Origin of the sequence: Wenxinia saemankumensis, assembly GCF_900141735.1 — a bacterium.
GTDB classification, from domain to species: Bacteria; Pseudomonadota; Alphaproteobacteria; order Rhodobacterales; family Rhodobacteraceae; genus Wenxinia; species Wenxinia saemankumensis.
In genome coordinates, this window is record NZ_FQYO01000002.1 from 474,427 (window position 1) to 487,295 (window position 12,869).

A 12,869-nucleotide genomic window follows, 5' to 3' on the forward strand; every position below is an offset into this window, starting at 1 on the left:
GCGCCGCCCCTCGATCAGTCGCAGATCCCCGCCAGTTCGACCCCGTCCCAGGGCAGCAGCGCCTCGCGCGCGATGGGGCGGGACAGGGCGGGCAGGTCGAAATGCACGCCCAGCATGGCGTGCAGCCGGGACGTGCGCTCCGCCTCCGGGGCGAGGGTGCGGCAGCAGAGATATTCCTCGACGATCACGCCCTGCTGCTCCCACCCGAAATCGAGGAGATCCGCCCGCGTTTCGGGATCGAAGAGGTAGGGATCGGCCGAGCGCACATGCTCGAACGCGGCCTTGAGCGGGTGGTAGCCGGTCACGGCGCGGTTCTGCCACTGCCAGACATGGACCATCTCGTGCAGGAAGAGCATCGCGGCGGGCAGGTTCAGCACGCCCTCCTCGATGCCCGCGAGGTAATCCTCGAGGAACAGCGAGGGCCGCACCCAGACATGGTCGAAGGCCGCCATCGCGGCGGTGGAGGACTGGAAGCTCGGCCCCTCGATCGGGGGCATGATCCGCTCCCGGCAGGTCTCCCGCGGGCGGGTCGGCACGGTCCGCGAGGGTCCGGCGGCGAGGTCGCCATGGAAGCGCACCGCCTCCGGCCGGATGGCGGGGCCGAGAAAGGCATGCGCCATCGCGGTTTCGTTCGGCGTGAGCGGACGTCCGCAAGCGGCGAGCAGGGCGAGGGCGAGGAGGGGGCGCACAAAAAAAACTTCATCAATGGCGACAATAGGTAGATGATCGGTCAATATGAAGAGACTGGCAACTACGTATTACTATGGACTGGAGTCGATCGATCAATGGACAAAGCAGAGCCATATCTACTCTTCGAAAACTATATAGGGGGGGCAAAAACAGAAATTCTTGAAGAGGATTTTGTGCAAGCAGTCGACGCACGCAATGCCCTCGTTTCGCTCTGGAACTTCGAGAACCTTTTCTCGGTGTTTACTGGATCATATGTGGATCTGGAGAAAACCATTCTTGAGCATGCCTTCGCATATTTCTACCAAAGGGGCGATGATGGTTATGACTTCATGTATGACGTCGGAGTGGAAAGGGATATCAAGCTCCTCAATCTCTTAACCGCCGGCCGGGCCTATTATGAGCAAAGTCAGACCTTGCTAGTTTCTGTTGGTCTAAGCATTGACGTCGTAAAGCAGAGATTTGCAGAAAACTTCGATGGATCATTTGAGTATAGAGTAATGGATGGGTTGCGGAATTCAATGATTCATCAGCAGATTGAAACTGGCGGCGCAATCTTCAATAGCTCTAATCTTTACGAAAACGACGAGCCGCACAGTCGGTCAAGGCTGCGAATAAGCGTTGATCCCTATATTAGCGTTGAGAAGTTTGTTTCGAACACGAAAATTAGAAGTGTGACGAGAGACGAGGTTCGTGCCCTTGGCGTCGAGTCACTAGATCTGAAGTATTTTGTAAGAGGTTATGCTGCAAGCATCGCATCTGTCCACAACTTGCTAAGGTCGGATGCCGCCGACGCATATGATCTTGCTGCTACTCGCATAGAAAGGCTGAACGATGCATTGTCACATCACAAAGAAAATTCGGCAAAAGTTGTTCACGTCTCTGCCAAGGGCGGAAAGCCGATCCTTATTGATAAGGCGCATTTTGCTAGAGTTCAAAAGATAAGAGCAAAAAGAGTCCACCTTATAAACGCACAGCGAGCTTTCATTTCTAGCGAGATTTCGCTTGGGAAGGGCAGGTTCCCCGCCGATCATGAAAGTCTACATATTGTGAAATAGAGTCAAACATCCAACTCCTCCACGAACCGCGCGTTCTCCTGAATATACTGGAACCGCAGCTCCGGCTTCTTCCCCATGAGCCGCTCCACCAGGTCGCCCGTCTCGTTCGGCATCTCGTCGTCCACCACGACCCGGATCAGCTTGCGGCTGGCGGGGTCCATCGTGGTTTCCTTGAGGTCCTTGGCGTCCATCTCGCCCAGACCCTTGAAGCGCGAGACGTCGATCTTGCCCTTGCCGCCGAGGCCCTTGGCCAGCCATTCCGCCTTCTCCGCCTCGTCGAGGCAGTAGACGCGCCGCGCCCCCTGCGTGAGCCGGAACAGGGGCGGGCACGCGAGATACAGATGCCCGGCGTCGATCATCGGGCGCATCTGGGTGAAGAAGAACGTCATCAGGAGCGAGGCGATATGCGCGCCGTCCACGTCGGCATCGGTCATGATGATGACCTTGTCGTAACGCAGGTCGTCGATGCGGAACTTCGACCCCAGCCCGACGCCGAGCGCCTGGGTGAGGTCGCTGATCTCCTGGTTGCTGCCGAGCTTGGACGAGGCCGCCCCCAGCACGTTCAGGATCTTGCCCCGCAGCGGCAGCAGCGCCTGCGTCTTGCGGTCGCGGGCCATCTTGGCCGACCCGCCCGCGCTGTCGCCCTCGACGATGAAGAGCTCGGTCCCCTCGCGGTTCGTGGCCGAGCAATCGACCAGCTTTCCGGGCAGGCGCAGCTTCTTGGTCGCTGTCTTGCGGGCGGTCTCCTTCTCGGCCCGGCGGCGCATCCGCTCCTCGGCGCGCAGGATCAGGAAGTCGAGGATGGCGCCGGCGCTTTTCGTGTCGGCGGCCAGCCAGTTGTCGAAATGGTCGCGCACCGCGCCCTCGACGAGGCGCTGGGCGTCCACCGTGGCGAGCCGGTCCTTGGTCTGGCCGACGAATTCCGGCTCGCGGATGAAGCAGGAGACCAGCGCGCAGCCGCCCGCGATCAGGTCCTCGCGGGTGATGTCCCTGGCCTTGCGCACGTTCGACAGCTCGCCATAGGCGCGGATGCCCTTGAGGATCGCGGCCCAGAACCCGGCCTCGTGGGTGCCGCCCTCCGGGGTGGGGACGGTGTTGCAGTAGGACTGGATGAAGCCGTCGCGCGCGGGCGTCCAGTTGATCGCCCATTCCACCTTGCCCGGCACGCCGAACTTCGACTGGAAATCCACATTTCCCGCGAAGGGCCGGTCGGCATAGGTCGAGGCGCCGGTCAACTGCTCGCCCAGGTAGTCGGCGAGGCCGCCGGGGAAGTGGAACGTCGCCTCGAGCGGGGTCTCGCCGTCGTCGATCGCGCTCTTCCAGCGGATCTCGACGCCCGAGAAGAGATAGGCCTTGGAACGCACCATCCTGAGCAGGCGCGCGGGCTTGAACCGGTGATGGCCGAAGATCTGCTCGTCCGCATGGAAGGTGGTCGTCGTGCCGCGCCGGTTGGGGGCGGCGCCGATCTCCTCCACGGGTCCGAGGGGCACGCCGCGCGAGAACCGCTGCTCGACCAGTCGGCGGTCGCGGGCGACCTGCACGATCATGGTATCGGACAGCGCGTTCACGACCGACGCGCCGACGCCGTGGAGGCCGCCCGAGGTCTGGTAGGCCTTGCCCGAGAACTTGCCGCCCGCATGCAGCGTGCAGAGGATCACCTCGAGCGCGGATTTTCCGGGGAACTTCGGGTGCGGGTCGAACGGCATGCCGCGGCCGTTGTCGCGGATCGTCACCGCATGGTCGGCATGCAGCTCGACCTCGATGCGCGTCGCGTGGCCGGCGACCGCCTCGTCCATCGAATTGTCGAGCACTTCGGCGACGAGGTGGTGCAGCGCCCTCTCGTCCGTGCCGCCGATATACATGCCGGGACGCTTGCGCACCGGTTCGAGCCCTTCCAGCACTTCGATGGAGGAGGCGTCGTAGATGTCGTCGCCGGAGGCCGCGTCGCCCCCCAGAAGATCGTCCGCCATGCTGGTCCGCCCCCGTGCTGCCCGTGGTCCTTCAAGGCGCATAATGTGGCAGGACGGGGCGCGGGACGCAATCTGTTGCGGGGATGCGCGGCGCCAGGCGGGCACCTATATCGGCCGTGACCGATGCGGAGGGATCATGCGGGACGCCAGAATCGCGACATGCTGCTATTGCGGAACGAAGGCGACGCTGGTCCTCGCCGGAGAGACACGGCACGAACTGGCCTGCTCGCGCTGCGGCGCGCCGCTGTCGCGGCTGAAGGCGCTGCCGGTGGACGGCGCCCGGGCCCGGCGGGCCGGGCAGGCGCCTGCGGCTGCGCCGGCACCCGCCCGCCCGGCCGCGCCCTCGCATCACGGCGAGACGGCGCGTCCGGCCCGCAAGGGCAAGCGCAGGAAGAGCCTCCAGCGCCGGGCGCTGAGGGGCATCTGGGACATCGTCGAGGAGATTTTCGACTGATCCGGCGGATCGCGGCTTGACACGGGCAATTCACGAAAACGGGAGAGGGGCTGTCGCCGCGATTCGGTTTGCCTAGATTGGGGTCAGACGGCAGTGGCTGGAACCCGCTGCCCTCGTGACACTGTCCCTCGTTCCACACCTCAGGCCCGGGCATCGCGTCCCGGGCCTTTTTTCGTGCCTTCTTGTCCTTTCCCGGTGTCCCGCTAGCCCCGGCGGAGGTGGCGGGCCGGGCCGGTATTTGGGACCCTGCGAAGGGAAGGGGGGAGCGCCCCCGGGGGCGGGGCGGGGGCCTATTCGGCCGCCTCGCGCAGCCTGAAGCCCTTGTCGACCATGTCGGCCGGCCGGATCGGGTAATCGCCCGAGAAGCAGGCGTCGCAATATTGCGGGCTGTCCGGGTCGCGCCCGGCCGTCTCGCCGACGGCGCGGTAGAGCCCGTCGAGCGAGATGAACTTGAGCGAGGTCACGCCCAGATGCTCGCGCATCTCCTCCTCGGACATCGTGGCGGCGAGCAGCTTCTCGCGCTCGGGCGTGTCGACGCCGTAGAAGCAGGGCCAGGAGGTGGGCGGCGAGGCGATGCGGAAATGGACCTCGGCCGCGCCCGCGTCGAGGATCATCTCCTTGATCTTGCGGCTGGTCGTGCCGCGCACGACGCTGTCGTCCACGAGGATGATGCGCTTGCCCCGGATCAGCGCGCGGTTGACGTTCAGCTTCAGCCGGACGCCCATGTTGCGGATCTGCTCGGACGGCTCGATGAAGGTGCGGCCCATGTACTGGTTGCGGATGATCCCCATGCCGTAGGGGATGCCGCTGGCCCGCGAATAGCCGATCGCGGCCGGGGTGCCGCTGTCGGGGACGGGGCAGACGAGGTCGGCCTCGACCGGGGCCTCCTTCGCCAGTTCCATCCCGATGGCCTCGCGCGTCTCGTAGACCGAGCGGCCGCCGAGCGTGCTGTCGGGACGCGAGAAATAGACGTGCTCGAAGATGCAGAAGCGCGACCGGCGCGGCCGGAAAGGGGAGTAGCTCTCCACCTCGCCGCCGGAGATCACGACCATCTCGCCCGGCTCGACGTCGCGGACGAACTCGGCCCCGATGATGTCGAGGGCGCAGGTCTCGGAGGCCAGGGCCCAGCCCTCCTCGCCGATCTTCCCCAGCACGAGGGGCCGTACGCCCAGCGGATCGCGTACGCCGATCAGCTTGGACCGGGTCATGGCGACGACGGAGAAGGCGCCCTCGACCTTGCGCAGCGCCTCTTCCATCCGGTCGGGAATGGTGGCGCCCATCGAGCGGGCCATCAGGTGGATGATGCATTCGCTGTCCGAGGAGGACTGGAAGATCGAGCCGCGCGAGATCAGCTCGCGCCGCAGGGCGTCGGCATTGGTGATGTTGCCGTTATGCGCGACGGCGGCGCCGCCCATCGAGAATTCGCCGAAGAAGGGCTGCACGTCGCGGATCGCGGTCTGCCCCTTGTGACCGGCGGTCGAGTAGCGGACATGGCCGATCCCGATCGTGCCGGGCAGCGTGCCGATCACCTCGGCCGAGGTGAAGTTGTCGCGCACGAGGCCCATCCGGCGGGCGGAATGGAAGCCGGTGCCGGCGTCGTGGGTGACGATGCCGCCCGCCTCCTGTCCCCGGTGCTGCAGCGCGTGCAGGCCGAGCGCGACGAAGTTCGCGGCCTCGGTCACGCCGGTCACGCCGAAGATGCCGCATTCCTCGCGCAGCTTGTCCCCGTCCTCGGGGTCGCCGGCGAAGGGATCTGTGGTCAGGGGCGCGGGGCGGGGCGTCCGGCGCGGGGAGGAGGCTGGGTGCGACACGGGGGGGACGGGCTCCGATTCCGGCGGCATCGGGGGTCACATAAGCGCCCCGGGCCCCGCTGTCACGCCATCGCCGCGGGCGGGGGCGGTCAATCGGGCGCGAGCGGGGGCGGATCGGGCCGGACGGCGCGGGATCGGGCAGTGATCGGGCCGGTGATGAGACCTGTGATCGGGCGAGGGGCCGGTACGGTGACCGGGCCAGGGACTGGGCCAGGGACTTGGCCACGGACCGGGCCAGGGACCGGGCCAGCGACCAGGCCGGTGATCGGCTGCGAGAGAGGGCGGGGCGGCCCGGGCCGCGTCACGCCTCGGGGGCCCGGCCCGCGCGGCCGGCCGCGGACCCGGCCCCGCGGCGGGCGCGCAGGCCGAGGGCGAGGCAGGCGATCCCGGCCCCGAGGAGCAGGATCGTCGCCGCCGCCGCCAGCGTGCTCGTCCCGGTCCAGGTCCCGCCCGCGACGGTCGCGGCGATGGGGGGAAGGGGCAGCATGGCGGCGGCGAGGGCCGCGAGCCCCGCCAGGACGAGGAGGGCGCGCCGGAGCACCCCGTCCTCAGTTCGCGGCGGGCGGGGTGGCGGGGGCCACGTCGGCGGCGGGGGCGCCGCAATTGCCGACGAGCTGCTCGTATTGCGCGGTGACCCAGCCCAGCGCCGCCTCGGGGTTCCGGTTCTGGATGTCGTCGGTATAGCCCGAGAAGATCGCCGCCGCGCGGCTGTTCTCGATCATCGGGACCTGCTGCGCCGACAGCACGGTGTCGTAGACGAAGAAGGCGACCGCGACGAGGAGCAGGCCCCGGAACACGCCGAAGAGGAAGCCCAGCCCCTGGTCGACCCCGCCCAGGGCGGAGCGCTGGATCACGCCAGAGAAGAGCGGGGTGAAGATCGAGAAGATCACCAGCGCGACGGCGAAGACGGCGGCGAAGGCGGCGATGATCGCCAGCTCGCAGCTGTCGCCGATGAAATCGCCGAGGACCGGGATCTGGCGCATCAGGGGCTCGACCGTGTCGGCGAAGATGAAGGCCAGGATCGTCGCGCCGATCCAGCCCAGGATCGCCAGCGCCTCGCGCGCGAAGCCGCGGCTGTAGGCGAGGAGCGCGGAGACCACGATGACCAGCGCCACGATGCCGTCGACCAGGGTGAAGCCTTCCATCGTCAGTCCTTTTCAGATGCGGGGCCGGATCCGCCCGGCAGGGTGAAGGTTCGGGACACGAAGGTCGGCACGTCGTCCAGCTCCTTCAGCTCCAGCCCCGCGCCGCCGCCGGCACGGCGCGGCCGGGGGGGCAGGAGCGCGGACGAGAAACCAAGTTTGACCGCCTCTTTCAACCGGTTTTCGGTCTGCGGGACGCTGCGGAGCGCGCCCGAGAGGGAGATCTCGCCGAAAATGACACAATCGGCCGGCAGGGCTTCGCCTTCGCGCGCCGAAACGAGGGCGGCGGCGATGGCGAGATCGGCCGCGGGGTCCTGGATGCGCAGGCCCCCCGCGACGTTGAGGTAGACGTCGAGCCCGGCGAAGCTGAGCCCCGCCCGGGCGTCGAGCACGGCGAGAATCATGGACAGACGCGAGGAATCGAGGCCCGTCACGCTGCGCCGCGCGCCGCCGGGCGGGGCGGGGGCGACGAGGGCCTGGATCTCGGTCAAGATGGGGCGGGTGCCCTCGATCCCGGGATAGACGGCCGAGCCGGGGGCCGGCGTGCCGCGCCCCTCGAGGAACAGGGCGGAGGGGTTGCGCACCTCGACGAGCCCCTTGCCGGTCATCTCGAACACGCCGATTTCGTCCGCCGGGCCGAAGCGGTTCTTGTGCGCGCGCAGGATCCTGAAGGCGCCGCCCCGGTCGCCCTCGAAATAGAGCACGCAATCGACCATGTGCTCGACCACGCGGGGGCCGGCGATCGCGCCCTCCTTCGTGACATGGCCGACCATGACGACCGCCATGCCGCGCCGCTTGGCGAAGGAGGTCAGCTCGTGCGCCGCCGCGCGAACCTGGCTGACGCTGCCCGGCGCGCTGTCGGACTGGTCGGACCACATGGTCTGGATCGAATCGATCACCGCGAGGTCCGGCGTCTCGGCCTCGAGCGTGGCGAGGATGTCCGAGAGGTTGGTCGCCGCGGCCAGCTTCACCGGGCTTTCCGTCAGGCCGAGCCGGCGGGCCCGCATCTGGACCTGGCCGCGGCTCTCCTCGCCCGAGATGTAGACGACCTTCAGCCCCTGCCGGGCGAAGCGGGCGCTGGCCTGGAGCAGCAGCGTCGACTTGCCGATGCCGGGATCGCCGCCGACGAGGATCGCGCTGGCCTGGACCAGCCCGCCGCCCAGGACGCGGTCGAGCTCCTCCACCCCCGCATTCGTGCGGGGCGGCTCGGGATCGGAGGAGGCGAGGTCGGTGAGGTCGATGCCCCGGCCCCTGGTCGGGCGCTTGCCCGGCCCCTCGCTGACCGGCGCCTCCTCGCGGATCGTGTTCCACTCGCCGCAGGCGTCGCAGCGGCCCGACCACCGGGGATGGGTGGCGCCGCAATTCTGGCAGACGAAGAGGCTGTCCCTTGGCATGGCGCGCTCATGCCATGGCGGCGGGCCGGGGGGCAATCGGCGCGCCGCGGTATTTGAGACCCTGCGAAGGGGAGGGCGGGGCGCCCGGTCCCCTGGCCGGACTATTGTCCGGTCGGCGGGCGCGCAGCGGGGCCGGCCGCGGCGCGGACGGCGTCGCGGCGGGGTCCGCCGGATCAGCCGCTGGCGTAGCGCCGGGCGTAGCGGGCGCCGAGCGAGGTCAGCATCTCGTAGCCGATCGTGCCGCAGGCGGCGGCGAGCGCGTCGACGCCCTGGCTGTCGGTCAGGACCGAGAGCCAGTCGGGATCCTCGGCCAGGTCGGTCACGTCGACCGTGATCAGGTCCATCGAGACGCGGCCCACGGCGGGGCAGGGCGTATCGCCGAACCAAAGCGTCAGCTCGCCCTGCAGGGCACGGTGGAGGCCGTCGGCATAGCCGCCCGAGACGGTGGCGAGGCGGGTCGGCCGCTCGGCCTGCCAGGAATTGCCGTAGCCGACCACCTCCCCGGCGGCGAGGTCGCGGCACTGGACGACCGGCAGGTCGAGCCGGGCGACGGGGGCCGCGCCCTCGAAGGGCAGGCCGCCATAGAGGCCGATCCCGGGCCGGGTCTCGTCGAAATGGTAGTCCGGGCCGAGCAGGATGCCCCCCGTCGCGGCGAGGCAGCGCGGCACGCTGACCCCGTCGGTCATCCGGTGGAAGACGTCGAGCTGGTAGGGGTTCATCGGGTGGTCCGGCTCGTCGGCGCAGGCGAGGTGGCTCATCAGCACGACGGGGCGCTGGCCGAGCGCGATCACGGCCACCGCCGCCCAGTCCTGCCATTCGAGGCCGAGCCGGTTCATCCCGGTGTCGAGCTGCAGCCCGAACGGATGGCCGGGGAGCGATTCGAGATGCCGCGTCAGCTGCTCGATCGAGGTCAGCATCGGCGTCAGCGCGAGGTCGGCGAGCATCTCGGTATCGCCCGCCATGTGGCCCGAGAAGACGCGGATCTCGGGGCCGGGGCCGAGGGCCTGGCGGATCGCGGCCCCTTCCTCGGCCACGGCGACGTAGAAGGTGCGGGCGCCGGCCCGGGCGAGGGCGCGCGCCACGCGCTCGGCGCCGAGGCCGTAGCCGTCGGCCTTGACCACCGCGCCGGTCGGCACGGCGGTCCGCGCGTCCAGCGCGCGCCAGTTCGCGGCGAGCGCGTCGAGGTCGATGGTGAGCTGTCCCGTGGCCATGCGCGTTGTCTGGCAGCATGTGCGGGGGGCGGCAAGACGCGGCGGCGGCCGGCGGGAGCGGGGGGCTTGATCCCGCCGGGTTGTTTCGTCATTTCCGGAATCATGGATATATCAGACCTGCCCAACCTGACGGGCGCTGCCCGCCCGATCGACCGCGCGGCCCTCACCGGGCCCTGCCCGGACCACGCGCCGCGGATCCTGCTGCTCTACGGCTCGCTCCGCGCGCGGTCCTACAGCAGGTTCCTCGCGCTGGAGGCCGAGAGGCTGCTGCGGGCCTTCGGCTGCGAGACCCGCGTCTTCCACGCGGACGGGCTGCCGCTGCCCGACGATTCGGGGGCCGATCACCCGAAGGTCGCGGAACTGCGCGAGGCCGCGATCTGGTCGGAGGGGATGGTCTGGGTCAGCCCCGAGCGGCACGGCGCGATGACGGGGGTGCTGAAGAGCCAGATCGACTGGATCCCGCTCTCGATGGGGGCGGTGCGGCCGACCCAGGGCCGCACGCTGGCCCTGATGCAGGTCTCGGGCGGGAGCCAGAGCTTCAACGCCCTTAACCAGATGCGGATCCTGGGACGCTGGATGCGGATGGTGACGATCCCGAACCAGTCCTCGGTGCCGAAGGCGTTCCAGCTCTTCGACGAGGACGGACGGATGGCGGCCGGGCCGTTCTACGACCGGGTGGTCGATGTCTGCGAGGAGCTGGTGAAGGTCACGTGGCTCACCCGCGCGGCGGGCGCCTACCTCACCGACCGCTATTCCGAGCGGAAGGAGACAGCCGAGGCGCTGATCGCCCGCGTCAATTCGTCGTCGGGCTCGTAGGCCCGGGCCCGGGATCGGGATCGGGATCCGCGTCCGGGCTGGTGACCAGATCGTAGCGGTCGAGTTCCTCCGGCGTGAGGAGGTAGATCTCCTCTGGCGGGGTCATCAGGGCGGGCTGCATCATGCCGGGATCGATGCCCATGGCGATCAGGTAGGCCATCACCTCGCCCTGGCCGCGCTGGATGTCGGACACCGCCAAGAAGGCGGGCAGGGCGGTGTTCTCGTCGAAATAATGCTGGTGCACGCCGATCCAGGCGCCCTCCGCCGCCTCGCGCGTGACGCCGGCGGCGAGGATGTAGGGGCAGGCGGAGAGGCAGATGTCGGTGCCGCCCATCCGCGTGTCCATCCCCGCCTCGCGGATCCACTGCCCGAGGGCCAGCGCATCCGCGACCGATCCGCCGGGCGAGTTGAGGAAGACGGGCGTGCCTTCGGCCGGGGCAGGGACGATCTCGTCCCGGATGCGGTCGGCATCGCCGGGGGCGATCTGCCCGGTCAGCAGCAGGGCCGGCGCGCCCTGCCATTCGGCGATCTCGGCCAGCAGACGGGTCGGCATCTCGTCGGTGGAGGGGAGGGGGCGCGATCCAGGCGCGCCCTCGCGCGGGGCGATCCGGGCGGGACGGTACTGCCGCGTCTGGTCGCCGGGGCGGGTCGGCGTGGTCAGGGCGGGGGCGTCGCTCGGGCTCAGGACCTGGGGCAGCACGCGGGCGAGGTCGCCGCTCACCATCAGCACGGCGAAGAGGACCTGGACCCCGACCAGCGCGAGCAGCCATTTCCGGGTCTCGCCCGGGGCGCCCACCTTCACGATCCCTCCTCCGCGAAGATCGGATTCGTCCCGGTTCCGCGCCGCGCCGGGCGGTGCGAGCCGTCGCTTGGGTCGGAAAGGTGCAAGCGGGCCATGCCTCACGGCCCCTTTCGCCGGTCGAGGGGGGCGATGTTGGTCGCCGCCTCCTCGCGTTCGGCGGCGGTGTCCGGCGCGAGGCCGGTCTCGTCCGCGGGGCCGGCGACCGGCGCGTCGCCCTGGCGGACGCGGGCCGGGCTGTCGCCCATGGCGCCGTCGATCTCGCGCAGGGCGCCCAGCGCGATCCGCAGCTCCGCCAGCGTCATCCGGTCCTCGCCCGCCACCGGCTCGCGCGCGCCGCGCATCGCGGCCTGGCTGACCATGACGATGAAGACGAGCACCGCCGGCAGCAGGTCGATGGCGATGGCCCCCGCCCAGGACGGCACGAAGTTCCCCGCATAGAGGATCACCGCGTCGGCGGTCGAGATCGGCGTGTAGATCGTCTCCTCCGGGGCTGTCATGTCCATCACGCCGAGCGCGGCCGACCGCAGCGTCTCGGCCCGCTGGCCGAGCACGGTCAGCACGCTGTCGATGGTGCTGGCCTGGCCGGCGCGGGTGGCGTCGCTGGTGCCGTCGAGCTCGGGCAGCACGACCGAGGCGGCGAGGTCGTCCGCCGCCCGCACCACGAGCGGCGCAATGGAGAGCTGGCGCAGCCGGGTGATGACGTTGGCGAGGCGCACCGCCTCTTCGCTGAACTGGACGGACCGGGTCTCCACCGGGCCGGGCTCGACCGTCAGGGCGCGCATCCGGCTGAGGATCTGGTTGCCTTCGGCGAAGGCCGCCTCGACCAGCGGGGTCTGGGTCGCGATCTGCGCCTCGAGCGCGGCGAGTTCGTCCGATTTCTGCCGCAGCAGGCGGAAGACGGCCCCTTGCCCCGCGAATCCCGACAGATCGCCCGACGCCTCCTGCTCGGCGAGGTCCTGGAAGGACTGGCGCACCCGCGCCACGTCGCGCTCGAGCCCCTGGGCCGAGACGGCGATCTCGTTCGCGCGCTCCAGCGCCTGCTGGTAATCCTGCACGGTCTCGGCGAGGTGCTGCTCGACCGCCGCCGCGCCGGCCAGCGCGGCCGCGTTCAGCCAGGAGGACATCGCGACGATCGCGACCGAGCCGAGCGCCATCGAGGCGAGCAGGCCCAGCCGCGCGCCCATCGTCCGCATCGCGGGCAGAAGGCGCATCATGTAGGACCAGAACACGAAGATGCCGACCGACACGGCCACCGAATAGGCCATCGCGGCAAAGACCGAGAGCGCCCCGGTATCGTCGAGCAGCGAGCTGACGCCGAGATAGGTGTAGATGCCCGACGCCACGGCGAGCACCGCGAGCGCCGCGCCGGTGATCCCGTCGAGCCAGCCGAGATGCCCCTCGATCTCGCGCGCCTGGGCGAGACCCTGCGTTTCGGCCCGGCCCATGCGCCGCGCCCCGTCCCTGTCGTCCATCCGCCCGCCCGCCTGTTCCCGTCTCCGGCAGAGCATAGGACGGCCCGCCGGT

12 protein-coding genes are annotated in these 12,869 nt (G+C 69.3%); 3 read left to right on the plus strand and 9 right to left on the minus strand.

Annotation, left to right across the window (positions count from 1 at the left end):
• Positions 1-14: 14 nt before the first annotated feature.
• Positions 15-689, minus strand: coding sequence for a hypothetical protein (locus tag BUE30_RS06130; RefSeq protein ID WP_073327012.1), 675 nt, complete (start codon positions 687-689; stop codon positions 15-17).
• Positions 690-785: 96 nt separating this feature from the next.
• Here BUE30_RS06130 and BUE30_RS17505 point away from each other — a divergent pair, with 96 nt between their 5' ends.
• A complete protein-coding gene (locus BUE30_RS17505; protein WP_170865616.1) occupies positions 786-1,745 on the plus strand; it encodes a hypothetical protein in 960 nt (319 codons plus the stop codon).
• A 2-nt stretch (positions 1,746-1,747) separates the two neighbouring features.
• Here BUE30_RS17505 and parE read toward each other — a convergent pair whose 3' ends face one another.
• A complete protein-coding gene (gene parE / locus BUE30_RS06135; RefSeq protein ID WP_073327014.1) occupies positions 1,748-3,715 on the minus strand; it encodes a DNA topoisomerase IV subunit B in 1,968 nt (655 codons plus the stop codon).
• 136 nt (positions 3,716-3,851) lie between these two features.
• On the opposite strand from parE, the gene BUE30_RS06140 reads away from it, so the two are divergent.
• The gene (locus tag BUE30_RS06140; RefSeq protein ID WP_073327018.1) at positions 3,852-4,169 is read left to right on the plus strand and encodes a hypothetical protein; all 318 of its coding nucleotides are present in this window, start codon (positions 3,852-3,854) and stop codon (positions 4,167-4,169) included.
• A gap of 290 nt (positions 4,170-4,459) precedes the next feature.
• On the opposite strand, the gene purF is transcribed toward BUE30_RS06140, so the two are convergent.
• The 5 genes from purF to alr all read right to left on the minus strand — a co-directional run bounded on the left by purF (position 4,460) and on the right by alr (position 9,727).
• Positions 4,460-6,010, minus strand: coding sequence for an amidophosphoribosyltransferase (gene purF / locus BUE30_RS06145; RefSeq protein WP_083601174.1), 1,551 nt, complete (start codon positions 6,008-6,010; stop codon positions 4,460-4,462).
• 271 nt (positions 6,011-6,281) lie between these two features.
• Entirely contained in the window at positions 6,282-6,521 is a 240-nt protein-coding gene (locus BUE30_RS06150) for a hypothetical protein (RefSeq protein WP_073327021.1), read from the minus strand.
• A 7-nt stretch (positions 6,522-6,528) separates the two neighbouring features.
• Positions 6,529-7,125, minus strand: coding sequence for a CvpA family protein (locus tag BUE30_RS06155; RefSeq protein ID WP_073327023.1), 597 nt, complete (start codon positions 7,123-7,125; stop codon positions 6,529-6,531).
• Positions 7,126-7,127: 2 nt separating this feature from the next.
• Positions 7,128-8,516, minus strand: a complete 1,389-nt coding sequence (gene radA / locus BUE30_RS06160) for a DNA repair protein RadA (protein WP_073327026.1) — start codon at positions 8,514-8,516, stop codon at positions 7,128-7,130.
• A 173-nt stretch (positions 8,517-8,689) separates the two neighbouring features.
• Positions 8,690-9,727, minus strand: coding sequence for an alanine racemase (alr, locus tag BUE30_RS06165; RefSeq protein ID WP_073327032.1), 1,038 nt, complete (start codon positions 9,725-9,727; stop codon positions 8,690-8,692).
• Positions 9,728-9,835: 108 nt separating this feature from the next.
• Between alr and arsH the strand changes: the two genes are divergently transcribed.
• Complete coding sequence (gene arsH, locus BUE30_RS06170; RefSeq protein ID WP_073327736.1) at positions 9,836-10,543, plus strand: arsenical resistance protein ArsH; 708 nt, start codon at positions 9,836-9,838, stop codon at positions 10,541-10,543.
• Here the strand turns inward: arsH and BUE30_RS06175 are convergent.
• Positions 10,521-11,345, minus strand: a complete 825-nt coding sequence (locus BUE30_RS06175) for a COG3904 family protein (protein WP_073327036.1) — start codon at positions 11,343-11,345, stop codon at positions 10,521-10,523. The two genes, arsH and BUE30_RS06175, sit on opposite strands and share 23 nt — an antisense overlap.
• 98 nt (positions 11,346-11,443) lie before the next feature.
• Positions 11,444-12,817 carry a hypothetical protein gene (locus tag BUE30_RS06180; protein WP_244526282.1) on the minus strand — a complete coding sequence of 458 codons (1,374 nt, stop codon included), beginning with the start codon at positions 12,815-12,817 and terminating at the stop codon, positions 11,444-11,446.
• Between the last annotated feature and the right edge of the window lie 52 nt (positions 12,818-12,869).

Coding starts and splice junctions, on each gene's coding strand:
- BUE30_RS06140 (WP_073327018.1), top strand. CDS start 3,852: ATGCGGGACGCCAGAATCGCGACATGCTGCTATTGCGGAACGAAGGCG.
- alr (WP_073327032.1), bottom strand. CDS start 9,727: ATGGCCACGGGACAGCTCACCATCGACCTCGACGCGCTCGCCGCGAAC.
- BUE30_RS17505 (WP_170865616.1), top strand. CDS start 786: ATGGACAAAGCAGAGCCATATCTACTCTTCGAAAACTATATAGGGGGG.
- purF (WP_083601174.1), bottom strand. CDS start 6,010: ATGCCGCCGGAATCGGAGCCCGTCCCCCCCGTGTCGCACCCAGCCTCC.
- parE (WP_073327014.1), bottom strand. CDS start 3,715: ATGGCGGACGATCTTCTGGGGGGCGACGCGGCCTCCGGCGACGACATC.
- BUE30_RS06155 (WP_073327023.1), bottom strand. CDS start 7,125: ATGGAAGGCTTCACCCTGGTCGACGGCATCGTGGCGCTGGTCATCGTG.
- BUE30_RS06180 (WP_244526282.1), bottom strand. CDS start 12,817: ATGGACGACAGGGACGGGGCGCGGCGCATGGGCCGGGCCGAAACGCAG.
- radA (WP_073327026.1), bottom strand. CDS start 8,516: ATGCCAAGGGACAGCCTCTTCGTCTGCCAGAATTGCGGCGCCACCCAT.